This window comes from Roseibium album (assembly GCF_965233825.1).
GTDB classification, from domain to species: domain Bacteria; phylum Pseudomonadota; class Alphaproteobacteria; order Rhizobiales; family Stappiaceae; genus Roseibium; species Roseibium album.
Window position 1 is genome coordinate 566,510 of the sequence record NZ_OZ247583.1, and the last position, 20,649, is coordinate 587,158.

Consider the following 20,649-nt stretch of genomic DNA (forward strand, 5'->3'; position numbering starts at 1 on the left):
GCAGCACGAAGTCGCGACAGCCTCGCATGCAATGCATCTGCCAAAGCATTGGTTCCGGGCAACCAAAGGCATTGCCCACAATTCCTTTTGGGCCTGCCGCAATTCTGCTGCGTTGTCGATTTCCCTTAAGAGTCAGAATTGATTCGTTGGAACGCAACCGGAGATCCGCCGCACGTGAACAAGCACCACAGGGGTTTTCGGACCACCAAATATGCCCTTGCCGCTATTGCCGCGCTCTCCGTCGCCGCATGCCAGAGCGAACGCTTTCAAACGCCGCCGTTTTACAAGGATCTTGCGCGCGTGGACGGTCAGGTAGACACTTCCACTGCGGCACAGATGATTTCGCAATACAGGATCAACAACGGGCTGCCGGCGGTTGCGCCGGACCCGCAACTCAATGCAATCGCCAAGTCCCAGGCTAAAGCAATGGCGGCGGCCGGATCGGTTAAGGCATCCCTGGCACCAGACCAGCAACTGGCAACGCGCATGTCGTCCATCGGCGAACCGAAGACGGCTGCGGCGGAAAATGTCAGTGCGGGTTACAGGACATTTGCGGAAGCCTTTTCAGGCTGGCGGGAGTCGCCCGGGCACAATCAGGTTCTTCTGACCGGGGACGCAACCCGTCTGGGTATCGCAACAGCCTATTCGCCCACCGCCAAGCACAAGGTCTTTTGGTCCCTGGTTCTGGCGTCTCCCCGGCCCGCACAGTAGAAACCGCCTAGTAGCGGCGCGGATATCGGGGATAAATGGGCTGGACCGGCCGCACCACCGCCGGCGGACGCCGGTAGATCGGATAGTTGTTTGAGTACCGCGGCACACCGACATAGACCCCGGCACTCGGAATCGGTCGACCGTAGTAACTCCCCTGAACGCCGTAACTCAGGTATTTTCCAGACACCCAGCCCTTGACGTTGGCAAACGCCGCGTCGCACCAGGAAAAATTCGCCGTGCATCCGAATACGGTGACACCACCGCCCTGTGGAACCGTCGTGATAACAGGATAATTCGTACCCGGTCCCGCGCGCATGTTGAGGTTTGCGGTCGTGTAAGCAATCGCGGGACCCGACTGGGCCAGCGCCGGCATTGACATCATGGCCACGGCGCAAAACGCAAGCGGCAAGCGGATCATCATATTATCATTCTCCGAATAACTTGAGACCGGGTGCAGACCGCCCGGGCTCCAAGCCCACACGGTGCAGATGTGGGAAGACAACATGGCGAAAATATAGCACCTGGGCCCGTATTTCCTGATCGCCCGGTCGAAAGAAGAGATTCTCCTTGCCCTCGACCTGCCCGATCGGCTTCATTTGGGGTGAAACGACAGGTGGGGAAAAACCAACATGAACAGCATTCGCAAGCTTGCATCGGCAGTGGCAGTTTCGGCGGCCTTGCTCCTGGTGTCTCAGACCAACGCCTCTGCGTTTGACGCCCATGCAGGGTACTATTATCCCGAACCCCAGACTCGCGAAGTTTACATTTCCGAGCTGCCCGTCGCACCGGACGCGCAGGAACGGTCTCGAGCTGCCTTTGTCATCGGGCTTGCCGCCCAGCACGCGAAGCAGAATCATGCAGCCGGATATCACCTCTTTGCCAAGGGGGGAGACCTTGAGAAACTGATCATCGTCTCAACGGGTGACGACCGGTATGACACGTTGTATCGCATGCGCGCGCTTCTTGCTGCTCTGACCTCCCTGGCACGGTCAACGGAGCTTTTCGCCCGCTCCAATCATCCTCACGAATTGAATTTTCTGGACTTCTGCAAGCTTATCGGCTTCACGCAGGTCACCGTGACGAACGGCAAGGATGTCGCGCACCAGATCAAGATCCAGTAGATCGCCCCGGAGCCGACCGTCTGCCACCCGCGAGCCCTCAGCGCTTGAGCTTGCCCTTGAGCCAGGCGCGGTACTGGGACTTGGTTCCGAAGAATGCGTTGCGGTCGACGTCGCCCTTGACCCCGGAGACACGTCCTTCGGCCGTATACTGCCAGAAGACCCAGTCGTCCCGCTGGTCATAGATGTTCTTTGGATGCGTGGCGACGGAACGCAGCCAGAATTGTTCGCCCTTCAAGGCTCCGACCATCCGGTCCCGGTGAAAATCCACTGATGAGTAAATCACCGGTCTTTTGCCGTAGTGCCGCTCCATTTCATCCAGAAAAACCTTCATGTCGCGGACAATCTTTGCCCGCTCCGGTCTCAAGCGGCAGGTCTTGGAATGGGCGTTCCACTCCATATCGAGGACGAGGGGAATCGCATCGGGATCCTGGGGGACCACTTCCTTGACCCAGGCGATCTGTTCCTCGACCGGACGGCAGAAGTAATAGAAGTGATAAGCGCCCCTTGGAACACCTGCCTTGCGCGCCGCAATCCAGTTTTGTGCGAACCTGGGATCAGCATGATCTCCGCCCTCGGTCGCCTTGATCCACGCAAATGCAACTCCGGATTTTTTGACCTTGTCCCAGTCGATGTCCCCCTGCCAGCGCGACACATCGATACCGTGAACCGCATAGTCTTCCGGCGTCGGGTCCGGAAAGTCATAAGCCGAACAAGCGCCCAGGAACAATATTCCGAACATCGAACAGAAGGATTTGACCAGGGCCAGCACAGCAACCTCTACAGAGTTAAGAAAGGCTTTTCTTGTCCGCTCAAAATGCGCGCGAGTTCCTAACGGAACGTGGACGAATTGACAAAATCTCCGCAAAAACCCGTATTCATCTTTAACCGGCTACCCGATTAGGGCGGCATTACGGCAGCACGAAGACAAGAACCTGACTGTCGAGGAATTTCGAGGGACAATCAGGACGACGCTCTGGCCGTGGCCACACCTGATGTGCCATGGCTGACAAGCTTTATGGCCAGCTTGTCGACGGCCCGCCGCATATTTTGCTTGGCAGGGGAACCGAACCGATTGGATAAATTTCTGCAATCAGGCTGAAGACTGAGTGTTTCCCCAAATTTTCCAGTTTAAGACCAATTCGTCTCATCTATCGTGTGAAACCGTGCAGTAAAAACAAAAACACGGCACAATCTGGAAAATCATAGTGTTAAAAATTTGCGTGTTTACTTCACGTCGACCGCAGCAAATCGTCATTCAGGTAGACTATTTCAACCGGGGAAGATAAAAAAATCTCAAAGAGATAAAAATCCGGGGGGCATTTATGAATGAACGTGAAATCAAGATTGTTGAGACGGCGCTTCAACTTTTTTCTCACTACGGAGTCAAGAAGACAACCATGAGCGAAATAGCAACCGCCGCCGGGGTTGCAAGACAAACACTTTACAATGCTTACGATTGCAAGGAAAAGCTGATCTACGACGCCGTAGAGCATCATGTTCGCAAATCGTCAAGCCTCATTTCCGAAGAATGCGCCGAATTGGACACTCTCGGTGAACGTCTCGATGTCGCTTTTTTCCACCTGAGCGCCAAACCCTGCGAAATGATGCTTCAAATGCCTCACGGTGAAGAAATTCTCCAGATTGTCGAAGGAATTGACGCATCGAAGAAGGAGAGCATCGTTCGAATTTGCAACGAGGCGATCGGGAATGCCCTGGAGCCGTTCAGGGACAGACTGCGACTTGGCACCGTTGAATTCGGAGATCTTTGCAATTTTATCAGGCTTTCCTTCGACCAGATCAGAACCAAGAGCGAAGAAAAGAACCAGATTGACCGGTCGTACGCGCCGCTCAGACAATTGCTTGAAAACAGCGTCAGGAACTGACCAGACGCCAGCATATCTGCCGGCATTTGGCTTCTGATTTCATTGAACGGAAATCCGACCTCCAGATAGGGGGAGGCCCGGCAGTTTGGAGTCTGCCGGGCCGAATGACTGAGAGGAGGTCAATTTTTCTCAGTCAGATTCTAATCGAAAGATTAGAACGTGCGCTGCATACGAACACCAAAGAGGAGTTCGTCAAGGTCATCAACATTCTGACCGGTGATGTCGGCGCTTGTGTTGGAGTAACCAACGTCAGCACCCAGAACGAAACCGGAGACCGGCTCCCACTGGACTGAACCGTCGATTGCCCAGCGGTCGATGTCGGCATCAGTTGCCCCGATGAAGTCTTCCTGATCGACGTGTGCGTAGGAACCGTCAACTGCAAGACCGATGGTCGGGGTTGCCTGGATGTAGACACCGGCAGACAGGGAGTAACCGGTGCTCTTGTCGCCGTTTCCGCCGTAGTCGGCCACGGATCCAAGTGTCGTTCCAGTGTTGCTGACCACGGTGATATCGGTGATGCCGTTGCCAATGTAGGACAACGCACCGTCAGCATAGAAACCCTGGAAGTAGATGTTGGAACCGGAGCTCGCGAACGGCAGGTTGACGTTCACACCGGCGCCGATTGCCCAGCCGAGGCTGTCTTCATCGCCAGAAGCGTTCGTGCTGTTGAACGCCGCATCCGGATAGACCTGATGCAGGGCACCGGAAAGCTGTGCGGAACCCCAACCCTGGGACATGCTGAGTGCGGCAACGAAATCCGGAGCACGCGTACCGCCGTAGGCACCGACTTCACGGTCCGAACGGTCTTCAAGAGCGACCGTTGCAGAGAAGCCGTTGCCAAATGCAGCGGTGTAGGCGAGTTGGTTCGTTGTGACATCAGACCAATCGCGCGTGACAACACCGATGAAGGCCTGACCCGTGTAGATGTTGAAGTTTGATCCGAGGTAACCGGCTGTCAGGCCGCCCCACTGGATGTAACCCGCATCAAGCTTGAACCCGTTCTCTCCGTTTTCGACCTGCATGCGCAGCCCGACATAGGCACGCAAGGTACCGAATTCTGTCGCGTTACGCGCATCGAGGTAGGCGTAACCGCGTGTCAGCCAGGAATAGCCGTCAGAATCACGGGAGCCCCATGGACCATCTTCCAGAACGTTGTTGACAACGAACTGTGTACGAAGACGACCACCAACACGCAGGCAGGTTTCTGTGCCCGGGATGTAGTAGAAGCGCGAACCGTAAGCGTCACAGACGCGAACGTAGTCGACCGGCTCCGGAGCAACCGGAAGATCGGCTGCCTGGGCGGTGGTAGCGGTAGCAGCTGCAGCTACTCCAAGCATCAAAGCTTTCAATTTCATCGTAATCTCCAAGTTTCTGGTCACAAGCAAATAAGTTTTGATGCAGTCGGTGTAGATTTCTATATCTTGCGTTGCATTCAAATCCCTAGTGAAGATCTGAATCACTTATCTGTCCTGCTTTGACTACGAAAATCATTTTTTATTCGGAAGCTCAAGCGTAAAAGATTGAGTGAGGTAGGATTGAATTTCAGAGTAACATTTTTACAACATTCTGATATAAAAGACTTTATTGTCTTTTTCATAGCGAGGCCATCCGAAATTCCAGAGAATGGAAAACGGTTCTATACTCTATTAGATCTTTTATTCTTCTGATTTTTATTGACCGCACATCTGCGGCGAGTAACTGAGGCATTGTGAGTTTTCATGATGCCTCAGTCCGAAAATGGACTCAAATAACAAAAATGTCAAAATGTCTTTTCGTCTATATGTCCAAATTACAACACCGCCGAGATATTTCTAACCTTACAGTTGCATGCACTTGAAAACGTGCCGGCAGTCCCCAAGGCGACGGAAAGAGGGCTTGAAGGTCATCCGGCAAGTCCCAAGCGTATTGCACTCCGCACTCAAATCCTTATGACTGGCCTTTCCGTAACCATTCCCAGCCCCGGGGCCTCCATGACCGATCGTCTCAAACTAGTTACCTGGAACATCAATTCCGTGCGTCTGCGCATGCCGATTGTGGAACACCTGATCGACGAGATCGCACCGGATGTCATCTGCCTTCAGGAAACCAAGTGTCCGGACGCGAATTTTCCGGAGAACGCGTTTCGCAAGGCCGGATATGAGCACATGGCTATCAACGGTCAAAAGGGCTATCACGGCGTGGCAACCCTCTCCAGGCGACCGCTCACCAACACCGAGAAGCGCGACTTCTGCAATGTCGGAGACAGCCGGCATGTCGCAGTCGACGTTCCCTTCAACGGGTCCAGCCTGCGACTGCACAATTTTTATGTCCCGGCGGGCGGTGACGAACCTAACCGTGAAGTCAATCCGAAATTTGGTCACAAGCTGGACTTCATGTCGGAAATGCATGACTGGCTTCAGGGCGAAGAAACGGATCGGCCAGCAGTTCTCGTCGGCGATCTCAACGTCGCTCCATATGAACACGACGTCTGGTCTCACAAGCAGCTTTTGAAAGTGGTCTCGCACACGCCTGTCGAAACAGAACTTTTCGAAAGTGTGCGGGAAAAAGGCGGTTGGCTGGACGCCATGCGTCAGTTCACGCCGCTGGAGGAGAAGCTTTACACCTGGTGGAGCTATCGGGCGAAGGACTGGTCGAAAGCCGACAAGGGACGCAGGCTTGACCATGTCTGGGTTTCCGGGCCGCTTACTCCGCATGTCAAAGGCACAACGGTGATGCGTGAAGCACGCGGCTGGGAGAAACCTTCCGACCACGCACCGGTGATTGCTGTTTTCGAAGCGTAACCCTTTCGAAGTCATTCACAGATCGAAATTGTTATCCGTTTGAAACTCCGACCTCATCGCATATCGGACCGGGGCACCGCGTTCTTTTGTCTCTGAAAGATGGTTGTCAGGGCGGCACAGCAGATCAAGGTCTCAATATCACCTTGCCACGCACCTTGCGCGCCGCAATTTCCTCAAGAGCCGTCTCGATCTCCTCAAGCGGATAAACTGCATGAATATGAGGTTTTAGCCGCCCCTCCTGGACCCATTCAAGAAGCTGCGTCATGTTTTTGCGGTGACCTTCCGGATCACGCTCGATCGCCGCTCCCCAGAACACACCAAGCACATCGACCCCCTTGAGCATGACGATGTTCAACGGAATCCGGGGAATGTCCCCGGCCGCGAATCCAATGACCAGAAATCGGCCTTCCCATCCGGTAGCCCGGAGGGCCTTCTCCGTATGATCACCTCCGACCGGATCGTAAACCACGTCCACACCCTTGCCGTTCGTCAGTTCCTTGAGCCGTTCCTTCAGCGGCTCCCGGGAATAATCGATGGTCAGATCAGCGCCGAGTGAACGGGCGAAGGCAAGCTTCTCCTCCGACGAGGCACAGGCGATCACCTTTGCTCCCATGATCGTCGCCACTTCGACCGCAGCCTGGCCGACGCCCCCGGATGCGCCGAGAACGGCAACCGTCTCACCGGGTTTGAGATCCGCACGGTCGCGATAGGCGTGCAGCGTGGTCCCATAGGTCACAGCCAGTCCCGCAGCAACGTCAAAGGACACCCCGTCTGGAATCCTGATGAGGTCTTCCGCCCGCACGAGCACCTTTTCACGGGCAGCTCCGCATTTCATGTATCCCATGACCCGGTCGCCGGCGGCAAATCCGGCCACATCAGCTCCGGTGGCCTCGACCACTCCTGCAAATTCCGCACTCGGTGAAAACGGGAAATCCGGTTTGTACTGGTACTTCCCCTCAATGATCAGCGTGTCGAAAAAGTTGAGAGCACAGGCCTCGACCTTGACGACAACCTGCCCGGGCTCTGCCGCGGGCTCGGCAATCCGCTCGACGACAAGATTTGAAGGCGGGCCGAATGATTTGCAGAGACAGGCTTTCAACGGAACCTCTTTGAACACGAAACCGGAAGATACTGCTTGCGACACCGGAACCCGGCGCGAGCCAAAGGCACGTTAGCAAGTCTTTTGCACCGCACCTATAGGCATTCCGGATAAGCTCGCGGTTCAATGTCTGGCGATTTTCCGGTAAGAGGCGGCAACGCAGTAAAAAACGGAACATGTAATGCGCGGATATTTTGCCGTCGGTGCGGAGGGCCTCTCGAAGCGGATGAACCTCGGCACGCTCATGCGGTCTGCCCATGCATTTGGGGCGAATTTCTTCTTCACGGTTGACGCGGATCAGAAGATCCGAAAGGCACCTCCTTCAGATACGTCCAAAAGCCCCGGTCATCTGCCGGTTTTTACCTGGGACAGTGTCGACACAATGGAATTGCCCCGCGGGTGCCAGCTGGTCGGAATTGAACTGACCGACAACGCAATTGATCTTCCGAGCTTCGGACACCCGCTGCAGGCGGCCTACGTGCTTGGTCCGGAGCGTGGCTCGCTCTCGCCGCAAATGCTGGAGCGCTGCAATCACGTCGTGAAGATCCCGACAAGGTTCTGCGTCAATGTCGCCATGGCAGGTGCGATCGTCATGTATGATCGTCACAGGGCGCTTGGGCGCTATGCGGAACGCCCGGTCACCGCTGGCGGCCCCAAGACCGATCGTCCGAAGCATGTCAGTGGCGGACCTGTCATGCGCGGGGGGCGAAAGGTGCCGGGAACCTGAACCCGCCACACGAGGTAACGTCCACACATCAAGAGACGAAAGACGGCTCTACCGAGATGCCCCGCGCTGTGTTGCAATAAGCGATCTGCCGACGACGGCTGCCAGTACCGCCATGACCGCAAATGTGGCAAACAGCCAGATCGAGGAATTTGCCGTCGCATCAAGATCATTCCTCGTGTTGAAACCGGAAAGGTTCGCAACCAGTCCGGCAACCGCGGTGCCGAATGAAACGGCAAACATCTGGATGGTGGAAAGGGCTGAAGCCGCATTTTCCTTTTCAGAAACATCCGTGAATTGCAGCGCGAACGTATTCAGGTGCGGCCAACTCATACCGATACCGGCCCCGACCAGAATGAGTGCGAACGACAGGACGGCGGCAAGCGCTGTCCCGGCTGAACCGTACATGGGTGTCGCAATTGCCAGCAACAGGGTGCCCGCCAGCATGACCACCGGTCCGGTGACAACAGTGCGGTGCATGGCGACACCGGTGAAGCGCGCAGAATAGACCTCGGCCGATGACCAGCCGATGGAAACGAGCGCAGCGATGTATCCTGCAAGCAGCGGAGAGAGACCGTGCAGACGCTGCAGATAAAATGGCATGAAAAACTCTGCATTGACGCAGAAAATGAGCAAAGACATTACGGCGAAAGACAGAAACAAGGGCGACCCGGGCTGCATTGCACCCCGTGGAAACAGACGTATGTCGGCAGTGTTCTCCCGCCGCATCAGAGCGAGTACCAGGACAATTGACAGCGCGACGCCCGCTGCCGCCACGAGTGGAAACGTCGCCAGGGATCCGGCCCAGACAGCAAGGACCGCGCCAGCAAGAAGCGCCAGTTGGCCAAAGGCGATCGGGGCTGCCGGTGGCAGGTCGTCCCCGACCTGGGGCAGAAGTCGCCAGATCAGCACGGTATAAATGATCGTGACGGGGATGAGCGATGCAAACCCGCCGCGCCAAAAGTCATATTCTGCGAACATGCCCCCGATTGCCGGACCGAACAGCATCGCAATGCCCCAGGTTCCCGACAGCAATGCAACGGCCCGGGACCACAACCGTTCGGGATAGGCGAACACGATCATCGCATAGCACAACGTGAACATGATCCCGCCACCGATTCCCTGAATGAACCGACCGAAAAGCATGACCGGCATGTCAGGAGCAGCAGCGGTAATCAGACTGCCGAGTGCAAAGACGACCCCCGATACGGCAAAGGACAACCTTGCACCCAGTCTGTTCAGGATCTTGCCGGTCACGGCCGCGCTCAAAATGGCAGCGAGCGTAAACAGGCTGGAATTCCAGGCATATAGCGCCTGCCCGCCGATTTCAGAGACGATCGATGGCAGCATCGTTGCAGAAATATTGATGTTTATGGCATGCAGAATGATTCCGCCTGCCAGGACTGCCGAGACCGATGCGTGAGCACCCCAAAGGACTTCGCTCCAACGCGCTTCTCCGGACTGCTCGAATGTGGCTGTCATGAGTGTATTCTCTCTTTTCAGAACAGGAATTTGCTCAACGCCGCCTCTACCTAGGGGCTCAACTTAAGTTGAGGTCAAGATTTCTTTTGTATGTTTTTGCAGGGATGTTTCCGAAGTAATAAATCTTGCAATTGCCGACAACGGGCAGTTTTCTTGGAAACACAGCCGGGGGAAATCGATGACCGTTTCTATCAAGTTTCAATTGTCGGTGCTTTGCCTTTTGATGTGTCTCCTGACGTTCAATCCGGCTCAGGCGGCATTCGACAGGGTCGCGCTGGTCATCGGCAATGGCGCCTACCGGGCAATGTCGACACTTCGCAATCCGCCAAATGACGCCGATCTCATGAGCACCAAATTGTCCGGGCTCGGCTTTGAAGTCGTTCGGGTCATCGACGGAGACAAGGCAGCCTTTGCCGCGGCCCTGACCGAATTCGGGCGCAAGGCTCAGGGGGCGGACGTTGCCCTGGTGTTTTACGCCGGACACGGCGTCCAGGTGAACGGCCGTAACTGGCTGTTGCCAATTGACGCCGACATCATCGCCTCGACGGATCTCCCCGGTCAGGCAATCAAGGCAAACGACCTTCTGGAAATCATGGAAATATCCGGAGCGAGGCTGAAACTCGTATTCTTCGATGCCTGCCGCAACAATCCGTTGCCGCGATCGCTTACCAGAGGCACATCGAACGGCCTTGCCCGGCTGGAAGCCAATGCGGCAGGGATGATGATTGCGTTTGCGACGGCGCCGGGCGACGTGGCTCTCGACGGAACAGGAAACAACAGCCCCTTTACCGAAGCGCTCGCGCGTCTGATCGACACACCTGACCTCGAAGTCCGCCATCTGATGGGAAAGGTGCGCGAAAGCGTATATGTGTCAACCGGTGAGCGCCAGCTTCCCTGGCTCAATGAGGCGCTGATCGGTGAATTCTACTTCGGAGGAAAATCGGCATCGGGCGCGTCTCCCAACAGACCGCAGCCACAGGTCGCAGCAGTTGCCCCAAGTGCACCCCGGCCCTCTCACAGACCTGCTCCCAGATATATCAGCAGCCAATGTGTTGCCGCCCCGGTCCCGGGCGACACAATCGAGGTCTGTGCCAGCTCAATCCTCAACCCGCAATATGGCAATCGGTACGGACCAGGCAATCTCCTGGACGGCAAGTTGTCGACCGCATGGGTCGAGGGTGTTTCGGGAAACGGACCGGGTGAGAGAATCGTGATGTCTTTCAAACGGCCGCGACAACTGGCCGGGTTCGAAATCGTCAACGGCTATGCGAAGAACCGGGACATTTTCCGCAAGAATGCCAGAGTTCAGACGGCTCGCCTGACATTGTCAAATGGCGACAGCCAGATCATTTCCCTTCCCGATACGATGGCGACAAGCAGCTTCAGCTTCGCGCAACCTGTCGAGACGACCTGGTTGGAGCTGCAGATAGAGACGGTTTTCAGTGGCTCAAAATATACCGACACGGCCTTGTCGGAGCTTGTTCCGGTTTTTGCCGATTAGGGACGTCCGGAACTATCTTCTGTCGATCGCAAAAGTGAAGGACCGGTTCGGAAAAGGTTCACTCGACAGCGTAAAATGCCACCATTCGCCCGGGTAGTTTCGAAATCCGCCCTTGCGCATCAAACTGACCAGTTCTCTTCGAAACTGCTGTGCGTGTGCCGACACCGCAGCAGAGTCTGTTCGACTGGCCGGATCGAAGCAATCGAACGGAGTCCCGAAATCGACCGTTTCGCGGTCGTTTCTTTTACAGACCGCTTGTCCTTCCTGGAATGGCTTCTCACCCAGAAGATCGAATCCCACATCAACGGTAGAGCCGCGCGCATGGCTGCTCTTGGCGCCGATATAGCCCTGACGAATCAGTTCCGATCTTGAAACATTGGGAAAATAGGCCGGATCCGTTCCCTTCCCCGATTTCACCCAGGCAACCATGGCTTCCACGGCGCCTTGTGGCCGGTAACAATCAAAGACAACCAGTGAACGGCCAATTTTGACGGCAGCATTTTGCACCTTGCCGAGCGCTTTGGCGGCGGCTTCGGTCAGAACACACTCCCCGGCATTGTAACCGGGCAGCCTTTGGCGCATGAAATTCCGTTTGCCTGCATAGCGGATCTCCTGACGGATATCTGGGACATATTCCCGCAGATACACAAACCCGTCAGGAAGTTCACCTGCCTGGCAGAACGATCCCAGAAGCAGTGAAATCACGGCTGCCGAGACTGTCTGCCTAGTCCACATCGACGGCCTCATCGGCCTCGATCAACTGCCGCAGCCTGCCGAAAGCAAGGCGAATACGTGATTTGACGGTTCCGAGCGGCAGACCGGTGGATTCTGAGATTTCGCTGTGAGACTGCCCGAGAAAGAAGGCAAGTCGGACAACTTCCCTCTGCTCCTCGGGAAGCTTGCCGAGGGCCTCGCGCACACGCTCCTCGCGCAGTCTTGCATCCATTTCTTCCGAAACATCGGGCAACGGAGCTGGTTGCAACAGAGGTTCATCGGGGTCGAGCTCCGAGGTTTTTTGACGCCTCAGCCTGTCGATTCGTCGATTTCTGGCGACCCGGAACAACCAGGTACTCGCCGAAGATTTCCTCGGATCGAAAAGATTCGCCTTGCGCCAAAGCGTCACCATGACGTCCTGGGCGATTTCTTCGGCGATCGCCGCGTCGGCGCCTTGTTTCATCAGATAGCCCTTCAAACGCGGGGCAAAATGATCAAACAATTCAACAAATGCGGCTTTGTCGCGGTCAACCGCGACCTTGACGATCAGATCCGAAAAATACTGCGTCTGCACCAAAGGCCAACATGCTCCCCGTCTGCCACTCCTGTTTAACAGGTTCGAGAGTTTTCGAAAGAGGGTTCAGCCCTTTCTGCCACACTGTTGCCTCGATTAACCGCAACAGCCAGTAGCGGAAACAATCATAAACGAGATCAACCGGCAGAAACGTCAGAAAACCGAAATTGCCTCGTGAAAGCTTCAACCCTTTCGTAACCCGCTTTAAGTTATCATTAAAGCAACCTTTATAAGACAGACGGCAATTGCATCAAATTTGACGAAAACTCATAGCCAAACGGTGTGGAGATGATGAAAGCAAAATCGCTGGTACTGGCCCTCGTAGGCCTAGCCGTTTCGAGTGCAGCAGCTTTCGCACAAACCCCGACGCTCCTTAAGCAGCACAAGGATTGGGCGGCCTACTCACTGACCAGCGGAAGCGGCAAGGTTTGTTACGCGCTGACAAAACCCACGACGATGCTTCCGGGCGATCGCAATCATGGGGATGTATTCTTCTTCGTGACTTCGCGACCGGCTGAAGGTGTCTCGTCCGAACCAAGCCTGGTTGTAGGTTACCCCTTCAAGGACAAGTCCTCTGTCGCGATCGACATTGACGGTAAGAACTTTACGCTCTTTACCAACAACGATGGCGCCTGGGTCGAAAATGCAGCAACTGAAGCTCAGTTGGTGTCTGCGATGAAGGCGGGTCGGGAAATGAACGTGAACGGCGAATCCAGCCGCGGCACCAGGACGACCTACAAGTTTTCCCTGTCAGGTGTTACCGCGGCGATCGACACGGCTGCGCAGGCCTGCCGCTAGGCAACGGTTCGCTCTGAACCGACGGAATTTTGGCCCGGCCGGGAACACCCCGGCCGGGTAACTGCGTATGACGTTTCGCATGCATGCGCGCGTGGCATGGCTCCAATGCGGCCAATCAGCTTGATTTTTCGGCTCAATTGTGGTTTTGGAAGCGCTTGAGTTTGAGCCTGCGGATGCGGGCGACCCGGCTGCTGCTTGCTGAGCGCAAAGTGTTGACGAATGCCGGATGTGAAACGGATCACGACATGGCAACTACGCTCGACATCGCGCGAGACAATCCGAACGCGCAGACAGTTACCGCTGCAGCAATCACCCCTTTGCACAATGACGACAGGCCAACTCTGATCGGGCTGTCTCGCGAGGAACTCGGTGAATTGCTCGGGACCATCGGTGTTCCACAGAAGCAGTGGCGCATGCGCGCCTCTCAACTCTGGCACTGGCTCTATGTGCGCGGCGTATCCGACTTTGCCGACATGACCAACATCGCAAAGGATCTGCGCGCAAAACTGGCTGAAGCCTTCACCTTGGTGCGTCCGGAAATCGTTTCCGAGCAGATCTCCGTTGATGGCACACGCAAATGGCTTTTCCGGTTTCCGCCACGCGGGGCCGGCCGTCCGGTCGAGGTCGAGACTGTCTACATCCCGGAAGAAGGCCGCGGCACGCTCTGTGTCTCTTCGCAGGTCGGCTGCACTCTGACCTGCACATTCTGTCACACTGGAACCCAGAAACTCGTGCGGAACCTGACCGCCGAGGAAATTCTTTCGCAGATTCTCATGGCCCGTGACAGGTTGGGGGATTTCCCTCATGCCGACACCCCGCAAGGTGCAATTGTTCCCTCCGAAGGCCGCCTCGTGTCCAACATCGTCATGATGGGCATGGGGGAACCGCTCTACAATTTCGACAACGTCAAGAAGGCCTTGCTGATCGCATCCGACGGCGACGGCCTGTCACTCTCCAAGCGCCGCATCACCTTGTCGACTTCCGGCGTCGTGCCGGAAATATTCCGCACCGGTGACGAGATCGGCTGCATGCTGGCAATCTCGCTTCACGCAGTTCGCGACGACCTTCGCGATGTTTTGGTGCCGATCAACAAGAAATGGAACATCGAGGCCCTGCTCGATGCCTGCCGCCAGTACCCGGGACTTTCCAACGCCAAGCGCATCACCTTCGAATATGTGATGCTCAAGGGTGTGAACGACAGCAATCAGGAGGCATTGGATCTCGTCCGGCTTCTCAAGGGCATTCCAGCGAAGATCAATCTCATACCGTTCAATCCCTGGCCGGGATCGGACTACGAATGCTCGGACTGGGAGCGGATTGAGGAATTCGCCGACATCGTCAACCGGGCGGGGTACGCATCACCGATCCGAACGCCGCGCGGCCGCGATATCTTTGCAGCCTGCGGCCAGTTGAAATCGGCTTCGGAACGAATGCGCAAGAAAGATCGCGAGGCGCTCGCGGCATCCTGAACGATTTCTCAAAAAAACGGCGGCCAGTGGCCGCCGTTTTCGTTTGCGATGGCGACCGATCAGGCCGCCGCAACATCGCGTAGAAATTCCGATACCGTGACGTTGAGCGTTTCCAGCTTCTCCGACGCATCTGTCACGGCACCTTCGACGGAGCGTGCGGACATGGACGTCGTATCGACCGCGGAGCTGACATTTGACATGTTGTCACTTGCCGTGGTCGTGCCCGAGGAGGCCTCGGAAGCACTCCGGCTGATCTCGCCGGTCGCGGCATCCTGTTCCTGAACGGCGGCAGCGATGGACGCCGTGTTCTCATTCGCCTTGACCATGATATCCGCAACACCCTGGATTGCCGCGACAGCCTGCTGTGTTGCCGCCTGGATTTCAGAGATCTGACTGGAAATGTCTTCCGTCGCCTTTGACGTTTGCGTCGCAAGTTCCTTGACTTCCGCCGCGACAACCGCAAAGCCTTTGCCGGCTTCACCTGCCCGGGCTGCCTCGATCGTCGCATTCAGGGCAAGCAGGTTGGTTTGCTCCGCTATTGCCTGGATGAGACCGATGACCTCACCGATGCGAGCTGAACCGGACGACAGCATTTCCATTTTTTCGGTGCTGATCTGGGTCTGGCTCGTGGCATCTGAAATGACCTGACTGGTTTCATCAACCCTGCGGCCGATTTCCGAAATTGACGAAGACAATTCTTCGGTCGCGGCCGCCACGGTCTGAACATTGCCGGAAGCATGATTGGTCGCGGTCGCTGCGCTACTGACCTCGTCAGCAGCGTTCGACGCGGTTGCCATCATCGACGACGCATTGGATTGCATCTCGGTCATCGATGCCTCGACTGTGCTCAACAACTCAGAGGATTGTGTCCTGAAAGTCTCGATTAGGTTCTCGACCCTGTGCTGGCGCTCATTGCGAAGCTTCTCTTCTTCTTCCCGCGCTTCCGCCAGGCGTGCCTGTTCCGCAACGCCGTCACGGAAGCCCGCAATTGCCGAGGCAATCTCTCCGACTTCATCCTGACGACCGGCTTCCGCGAACTCGACGCTGACATCACCGCCTGCGAGTTTGGCCGCGCTTTGAACCAGGTTCTTGATCGGATTGGTAATCGAACGGGCGGCGAACAGGCCGATAATCGTCATGACAACCAGAATCACCGCGCTGATCACGGCGATCTGCGTACCAAGCCTGGTTACGGGGAGGAGAACTTCACTTTCCGCCTCAACAGCGACCACAGCCAGTTTTGCGCCATGAAACTCAAGCGGCGACGACGCGGCAAAAAATGATTCTCCGCGGAAGTTGTCCAGATGTCCATTGGATGCCTGGCCGGCAAGCGCCTTGTCGACAACCTCGCTGTCAAGGCTGGCCTTGAGAATATCGTTGTCTTCAGGCGTTTTCGCCGAATCGTTCCGGAACAGTTTGTCGGCGCCGATAAGGATCGCCTCACCGGTCTCGCCGAGCCCCGCAACGCCTGACATGATCGAGTTGATGTTATCGATCGGCATCTGGAAGACGAGCACGCCAAGCTTTTCATCGCCCTTGTAGATCGGGGTCGAAATGAAGCTTGCGGGAGCATCAGCACTCGGTGCGTAGGGTTTGAAATCGAAGAAATGGACTTTGTCCCTATCGCCCTTCAATGCTGCCCGGAATGCATTGCCGAGGTCAGTGTCCTTGTACTGGCCATTGATAAGATTTGTCGCGTAGTCCAGTTCCTTGAAGACCGAGTAGATCAGTGACCCATCTTCGGCGAACAGGAAAATATCATAATAGCCGTGGGTCTTGAGTGTTTGCCGGAACCACGGATGGTACTGCGCATGGACAACGTCGTACGGCGTGTCCCCGGCGCTCATCAGGGCATCCTTTTCCCCCAACGGATGCGGATTGTCGTGGATGTAGGCGTTTTGAAGCGTCGTTGCCACATCGCCTTCCCCGGTTTTCCAGGCTGCGTCGAAGTCTTCAAGGGCAGTCTGCACAAACGGGCTTCCCGCAGTGACGGTGAGATCCTGGACGATCGATTCCAGATAGTGAGAAAGATCGTCTGAGCGAACCTTGGCGAGCGCGCTCAATCGCTCCTCCGCCTGCTCCTCGATGTTGGATGCACTCACCCAGTAGGCAAGCGCACCGACAAAGACCGCTGCGACAACTGAACACCCCGAAATGATCGCGGGCAGTCGAAAACTCAGCTTGGAAAACCGGGTCCCCATGGCACCCTCCAGTTATTAAGATCACCTTACTGAGTTGACGTGAGTCTGCTTACTGCAAAGTTAATTATGCCCAATTATTAGGCTTAATGATGAAAAAATGGAAGTTGTGACTTTTATTTTATCAACCAAATCTATTTTAATACTCAATTATAACAAGATGTATACTTGGTATTTTTCAACTTATGCGAATTCTATTTTAAATTTCGCAATTCACAACTTACATCTTTTAGGTGTATCGCGCACAATCAGGCCGGTCGGCGATTCGACTGAATGATCAAGACTGCGCACATCCGGGTGATTGCAGGGAATACCAACCTAGATTTACAGCGCGGTTGTATTACTCTTCGGGATAACCACTTCACAAAAGAGGGCCAAGCCGGAAATTGCTGGATACGCAGACCGACCATTGCCCGGGTCTGTAATTGGTGCCTGAAAAAAGAATTGCCTGTATGAAGTTCACACGGCGAGGATTTTCCGGCGCTTGCTGAAAGAAAGCCCATCGAATCCCGTGAGGGTTTGGGAGAAATTGCAATGAGCAAACATGTTATCATTCTACTCATAATTATGGTGATTTCCGCAATCGTCGTGGATGCCTTTGCACAAAGTCAGCCTTTCGACAGCCATATTGCCATCGAAAATCCGGCGGATCTTTCCAAGGACGAAGCGCGCAAGATTTACAGCGACCTGAAGGAGCGCATGGCATCCCTTTACGCCATGTCGGATCTCGCGGAGATTCGCGATTATCAGTCCTGGGAAGCCTTCAACGATGCTCCCTATATTTCGGCTACTCATGGTCAGCGCTACGTCAACAATTACGCCAACGCCAGGGCCATCAACTATGCAATCCTTGCTGAAGGCGAGGAGCTGCCCGTCGGCTCTGTTCTTGCTAAGGACAGCATCACGGTTACGGGCGACGGTCGCATTTTCCCAGGAGCCATGTTCGGCATGGAAAAACTGGCCGAGGGCGCCAGTCCCAAAACAGCTGACTGGCGGTATTTCATGGTGATTCCCGATGGCTCCATCGTGGGCGATACCACTGGCGACAATCCTGACCTCATGACCTATTGTCATGAATGTCATCTTGCCGTCGAAGACCGGGATTTTACGTTCTTTGTTCCCGAAGACTACCGGATCCGGAAATAGCGGTTCGGGTGTCACTGTTGAAATGCCGATCAAACGAGCAACTGTGGGAATACGTTCGCAGGATCGACTACCCGCCTCAGCGAAAAGATACACTCGATTGTTGAGCCAACGCCTGCGCAAACGGCCAGGTTTGCGCTTTTGATCGAACGGTGGGACCAGCGCGCTTTGCGTCATAGCGCCGACAACACAGACAGTTGCAAGGTCACAAAGCAAAAAGGCCGCCCTGAGGCGGCCTTACAAGGTCAATTCGCTGTTCCGGTTATACCAGTCCTGCCTTGGTCAAAGGCAGGTTGGTGACCCATTCATCCTTTGCAGCGGCAATGGCATTCGCGACAGCCGGACCGATCGGAGGGGTCCCGGGTTCGCCAATTCCGGTCGGGGCCTCGTTTGATGCCACGATATGCACTTCGATCTCGGGCATGTCGGAGATGCGGATCGGTTCATAGGTATCAAAGTTTGTTTCTTCGACAATTCCGTCGGCAAGCGTCACCTGGTTGCGCAGGATGGCACCAAGACCGTAACCGATGCCGCCTTCGACCTGCGCCCGGATATTGTCCGGGTTGATCGGAGTACCGCAATCAACAGCTGCCACGACTTTTTCCACTTTCACCGTGCCGTCATCCCGCAAGGAGATTTCCGCAACCTCCGCAACATAGGATCCGAAGGACTTGTGCACGGCGACACCGCGATATCGACCCTCGGGCGCAGGCTGATCCCAGCCGGCTTTTTCGGCCGCCAGTTTCAGCACTTCCACCTTTCGCGGATCGTCCTTGATCATTTCGAGGCGATACGTGACCGGATCCTTGCCCGCCTGCTTCGCCAGGCGATCCATCATGGTCTCCATGACATAGGCAGTATGTGTGTGACCGACAGAGCGCCACCAGAGAACCGGAACCTTCGTTTCCTGGAAAGCCTGGTCCATGTTCATCAGCGGGAACGCATAGGTCGTGTCATGCGCACCCTCGGTCATGTTGTGGTCGACGCCGTCCTTCATCAGCATCGCTTCGAAAGGCGTGCCCTTGATGATCGATTTGGCCGCGATGTTGTACTTGAATGCAGTGACGTTGTTGTCGCCGTCAAATCCGACCTTGATCTTGTGCGCCGACATCGGACGATAATAACCGCCAGCCATATCGTCTTCGCGGGTCCAGATGATCTTGACAGGTGCCGGGTCCATTCCAGCAGCCAGCATCGCCTTTGCGAGGAAGGCGACTTCTGCAACCGGATGACTATCGGCCTGTGCCCGCCGTCCGAAAGACCCGCCGGCCCACATGGTGTTCACTTTCACCTTTTCGAACGGAACCTCGAGGATCGTTGCAGCCACGTTGTGATCGATCGTCTGGATCTGGGAACCGAGCCACAGTTCCGCTGTCTCGCCATCATACAGGAGCGCCGCATCAAGGGGCTCCATGGCACCGTGAGCGAGGAACGGAAACTCGAAATCGGCCTCGATAACGCTCGCGGATGCTTCGAGTGCCGCGTCGACATCACCGTCTTCGCGGACCTTCAGCGCCGGCTTTGCTGTCAACTCCTTCAGCTCCGCCATCATGGCATCGCTTGAACGGGTTTCCGCGTCACCGTCATCCCACTCGATTTCCAGAAGATCGCGCGCCTTGATGGCAGGCCAGGTTGATTCTGCGACGACGGCTACCCCGTTCGGGATCTGGAGAACCTTGACGACACCGGGAACTTTCTCCGCCTCGCTTGCGTTGAAGGATTTCAGCTTGCCGCCAAACCTCGGTGAGCGGGCAACCACCGCAACCAGGAGATCGTCGCGCTGAAAGTCCATGGTGTAGGTGTTCGGCGCACCGATTGTCTTGTTCTTCACGTCGACGCGCGGGAAGATTTTTCCGATATAGACCCACTGATCCGGGGTTTTCAATTGCGGCTCGGCCGGAACATCTTGCTGAGCAGCCAATCCTGCCAGTTCACCGAGTGTCGCGGATTTTCCGGAAGAATGGCTGACCACCCCGTTCGAAACTGTGACTTCACCCGTCGGAACCCCCCATTCCTGTGCAGCGGCAGCAACGATCATGGCCTTGGCCACGGCTCCGGCCTGACGGTATTGCATGAAGGAGTTGGCCATGGCGGTCGAGCCGCCCGTGCCCTGCACACCGAACAGTGTGTTTGCGTAAACCTGCGGATTTGACGGCGCGAATTCAGCGGAGACCTGATCCCAGGACGCATCGAGTTCATCGGCGACCAGCGTGGTAAGCCCGGTTGCAGTCCCCTGTCCCTTGTCCAGATGTTTGGAAAGGACGATGACGGTGTTGTCCGGTCGGATATGCACGAACGGCTGGACAAGTCCACTGTCGCCGGTGGCAGCTTCTGCAGCACGCGGCAGGTGCATCGCGATCATCAGACCGCCAACGGTGCCTGCGGACATCTTCAGGAAGGTCCGGCGGTTCGGCTTTGCGGCTTCGAGCGGCTTTTGCAGCAAATGCAACAT

The 20,649-nt window shown here is 55.8% G+C and carries 18 protein-coding genes; 9 read left to right on the forward strand and 9 right to left on the reverse strand.

The genetic code is table 11. The features are described from left to right. Positions 1–174: 174 nt before the first annotated feature. A complete protein-coding gene (locus tag ACO6TI_RS02595; protein WP_422384283.1) occupies positions 175–711 on the forward strand; it encodes a CAP domain-containing protein in 537 nt (178 codons plus the stop codon). A 7-nt stretch (positions 712–718) separates the two neighbouring features. Here ACO6TI_RS02595 and ACO6TI_RS02600 read toward each other — a convergent pair whose 3' ends face one another. Further along, positions 719–1,132, reverse strand: coding sequence for an SH3 domain-containing protein (locus ACO6TI_RS02600; RefSeq protein ID WP_422384284.1), 414 nt, complete (start codon positions 1,130–1,132; stop codon positions 719–721). Positions 1,133–1,340: 208 nt separating this feature from the next. Here ACO6TI_RS02600 and ACO6TI_RS02605 point away from each other — a divergent pair, with 208 nt between their 5' ends. After that, complete coding sequence (locus tag ACO6TI_RS02605) at positions 1,341–1,832, forward strand: hypothetical protein (protein WP_051644779.1); 492 nt, start codon at positions 1,341–1,343, stop codon at positions 1,830–1,832. A 37-nt stretch (positions 1,833–1,869) separates the two neighbouring features. On the opposite strand, the gene ACO6TI_RS02610 is transcribed toward ACO6TI_RS02605, so the two are convergent. Then, on the reverse strand, positions 1,870–2,571 hold the full coding sequence (locus ACO6TI_RS02610) for a GH25 family lysozyme (RefSeq protein ID WP_035898754.1): 702 nt from the start codon (positions 2,569–2,571) through the stop codon (positions 1,870–1,872). Positions 2,572–3,154: 583 nt separating this feature from the next. Here ACO6TI_RS02610 and ACO6TI_RS02615 point away from each other — a divergent pair. Beyond that, entirely contained in the window at positions 3,155–3,715 is a 561-nt protein-coding gene (locus tag ACO6TI_RS02615) for a TetR/AcrR family transcriptional regulator (protein ID WP_055114610.1), read from the forward strand. A 152-nt stretch (positions 3,716–3,867) separates the two neighbouring features. Here the strand turns inward: ACO6TI_RS02615 and ACO6TI_RS02620 are convergent, their stop codons facing one another. Further along, positions 3,868–5,070, reverse strand: coding sequence for a porin (locus ACO6TI_RS02620; protein ID WP_196879733.1), 1,203 nt, complete (start codon positions 5,068–5,070; stop codon positions 3,868–3,870). A 615-nt stretch (positions 5,071–5,685) separates the two neighbouring features. Here ACO6TI_RS02620 and xth point away from each other — a divergent pair. Then, entirely contained in the window at positions 5,686–6,495 is an 810-nt protein-coding gene (gene xth, locus ACO6TI_RS02625; protein WP_422384285.1) for an exodeoxyribonuclease III, read from the forward strand. Positions 6,496–6,619: 124 nt separating this feature from the next. Here xth and ACO6TI_RS02630 read toward each other — a convergent pair whose 3' ends face one another. Next, positions 6,620–7,594, reverse strand: a complete 975-nt coding sequence (locus ACO6TI_RS02630) for an NADPH:quinone oxidoreductase family protein (RefSeq protein ID WP_422384286.1) — start codon at positions 7,592–7,594, stop codon at positions 6,620–6,622. Between the two features lie 181 nt (positions 7,595–7,775). Between ACO6TI_RS02630 and ACO6TI_RS02635 the strand changes: the two genes are divergently transcribed. Continuing rightward, positions 7,776–8,321, forward strand: coding sequence for an RNA methyltransferase (locus tag ACO6TI_RS02635; RefSeq protein WP_422384287.1), 546 nt, complete (start codon positions 7,776–7,778; stop codon positions 8,319–8,321). Between the two features lie 48 nt (positions 8,322–8,369). Here the strand turns inward: ACO6TI_RS02635 and ACO6TI_RS02640 are convergent, their stop codons facing one another. Next, positions 8,370–9,800 (reverse strand): MFS transporter, encoded by a 1,431-nt coding sequence (locus ACO6TI_RS02640; RefSeq protein ID WP_422384288.1) that lies wholly within the window; start codon positions 9,798–9,800, stop codon positions 8,370–8,372. Between the two features lie 178 nt (positions 9,801–9,978). Here ACO6TI_RS02640 and ACO6TI_RS02645 point away from each other — a divergent pair, with 178 nt between their 5' ends. Further along, the gene (locus ACO6TI_RS02645) at positions 9,979–11,301 is read left to right on the forward strand and encodes an NADase-type glycan-binding domain-containing protein (RefSeq protein ID WP_196879731.1); all 1,323 of its coding nucleotides are present in this window, start codon (positions 9,979–9,981) and stop codon (positions 11,299–11,301) included. A 12-nt stretch (positions 11,302–11,313) separates the two neighbouring features. On the opposite strand, the gene ACO6TI_RS02650 is transcribed toward ACO6TI_RS02645, so the two are convergent. Together ACO6TI_RS02650 and ACO6TI_RS02655 are read right to left on the reverse strand one after the other, a co-directional pair. After that, complete coding sequence (locus ACO6TI_RS02650; protein WP_422384289.1) at positions 11,314–12,036, reverse strand: M15 family metallopeptidase; 723 nt, start codon at positions 12,034–12,036, stop codon at positions 11,314–11,316. After that, on the reverse strand, positions 12,026–12,592 hold the full coding sequence (locus tag ACO6TI_RS02655) for a sigma-70 family RNA polymerase sigma factor (protein ID WP_055114617.1): 567 nt from the start codon (positions 12,590–12,592) through the stop codon (positions 12,026–12,028). Before ACO6TI_RS02655 ends, ACO6TI_RS02650 begins: the two co-directional genes overlap by 11 nt. Positions 12,593–12,877: 285 nt before the next feature. Between ACO6TI_RS02655 and ACO6TI_RS02660 the strand changes: the two genes are divergently transcribed. Next, positions 12,878–13,387, forward strand: a complete 510-nt coding sequence (locus ACO6TI_RS02660; protein ID WP_055114619.1) for an invasion associated locus B family protein — start codon at positions 12,878–12,880, stop codon at positions 13,385–13,387. 245 nt (positions 13,388–13,632) lie between these two features. Next, entirely contained in the window at positions 13,633–14,856 is a 1,224-nt protein-coding gene (rlmN, locus tag ACO6TI_RS02665; RefSeq protein ID WP_055115553.1) for a 23S rRNA (adenine(2503)-C(2))-methyltransferase RlmN, read from the forward strand. A gap of 59 nt (positions 14,857–14,915) precedes the next feature. Here the strand turns inward: rlmN and ACO6TI_RS02670 are convergent, their stop codons facing one another. Beyond that, positions 14,916–17,057: a methyl-accepting chemotaxis protein gene (locus ACO6TI_RS02670; RefSeq protein ID WP_196999282.1), complete on the reverse strand. Its 2,142-nt coding sequence runs from the start codon at positions 17,055–17,057 to the stop codon at positions 14,916–14,918. Positions 17,058–17,588: 531 nt separating this feature from the next. On the opposite strand from ACO6TI_RS02670, the gene ACO6TI_RS02675 reads away from it, so the two are divergent. Beyond that, complete coding sequence (locus ACO6TI_RS02675) at positions 17,589–18,200, forward strand: cytochrome P460 family protein (protein ID WP_422384290.1); 612 nt, start codon at positions 17,589–17,591, stop codon at positions 18,198–18,200. A 259-nt stretch (positions 18,201–18,459) separates the two neighbouring features. On the opposite strand, the gene ACO6TI_RS02680 is transcribed toward ACO6TI_RS02675, so the two are convergent. Further along, entirely contained in the window at positions 18,460–20,649 is a 2,190-nt protein-coding gene (locus ACO6TI_RS02680) for a molybdopterin cofactor-binding domain-containing protein (RefSeq protein ID WP_422384291.1), read from the reverse strand.

Excerpts from the sequence above, each read along its gene's own strand:
- ACO6TI_RS02605 (WP_051644779.1), top strand. The coding sequence starts at position 1,341 with ATGAACAGCATTCGCAAGCTTGCATCGGCAGTGGCAGTTTCGGCGGCC.
- ACO6TI_RS02660 (WP_055114619.1), top strand. The coding sequence starts at position 12,878 with ATGATGAAAGCAAAATCGCTGGTACTGGCCCTCGTAGGCCTAGCCGTT.
- ACO6TI_RS02620 (WP_196879733.1), bottom strand. The coding sequence starts at position 5,070 with ATGAAATTGAAAGCTTTGATGCTTGGAGTAGCTGCAGCTGCTACCGCT.
- ACO6TI_RS02615 (WP_055114610.1), top strand. The coding sequence starts at position 3,155 with ATGAATGAACGTGAAATCAAGATTGTTGAGACGGCGCTTCAACTTTTT.
- ACO6TI_RS02645 (WP_196879731.1), top strand. The coding sequence starts at position 9,979 with ATGACCGTTTCTATCAAGTTTCAATTGTCGGTGCTTTGCCTTTTGATG.
- ACO6TI_RS02675 (WP_422384290.1), top strand. The coding sequence starts at position 17,589 with ATGAGCAAACATGTTATCATTCTACTCATAATTATGGTGATTTCCGCA.
- ACO6TI_RS02610 (WP_035898754.1), bottom strand. The coding sequence starts at position 2,571 with ATGTTCGGAATATTGTTCCTGGGCGCTTGTTCGGCTTATGACTTTCCG.
- ACO6TI_RS02680 (WP_422384291.1), bottom strand. The coding sequence starts at position 20,649 with ATGTTGCATTTGCTGCAAAAGCCGCTCGAAGCCGCAAAGCCGAACCGC.
- ACO6TI_RS02600 (WP_422384284.1), bottom strand. The coding sequence starts at position 1,132 with ATGATGATCCGCTTGCCGCTTGCGTTTTGCGCCGTGGCCATGATGTCA.
- ACO6TI_RS02650 (WP_422384289.1), bottom strand. The coding sequence starts at position 12,036 with ATGTGGACTAGGCAGACAGTCTCGGCAGCCGTGATTTCACTGCTTCTG.
- xth (WP_422384285.1), top strand. The coding sequence starts at position 5,686 with ATGACCGATCGTCTCAAACTAGTTACCTGGAACATCAATTCCGTGCGT.
- ACO6TI_RS02670 (WP_196999282.1), bottom strand. The coding sequence starts at position 17,057 with ATGGGGACCCGGTTTTCCAAGCTGAGTTTTCGACTGCCCGCGATCATT.
- ACO6TI_RS02640 (WP_422384288.1), bottom strand. The coding sequence starts at position 9,800 with ATGACAGCCACATTCGAGCAGTCCGGAGAAGCGCGTTGGAGCGAAGTC.
- rlmN (WP_055115553.1), top strand. The coding sequence starts at position 13,633 with ATGGCAACTACGCTCGACATCGCGCGAGACAATCCGAACGCGCAGACA.
- ACO6TI_RS02635 (WP_422384287.1), top strand. The coding sequence starts at position 7,776 with ATGCGCGGATATTTTGCCGTCGGTGCGGAGGGCCTCTCGAAGCGGATG.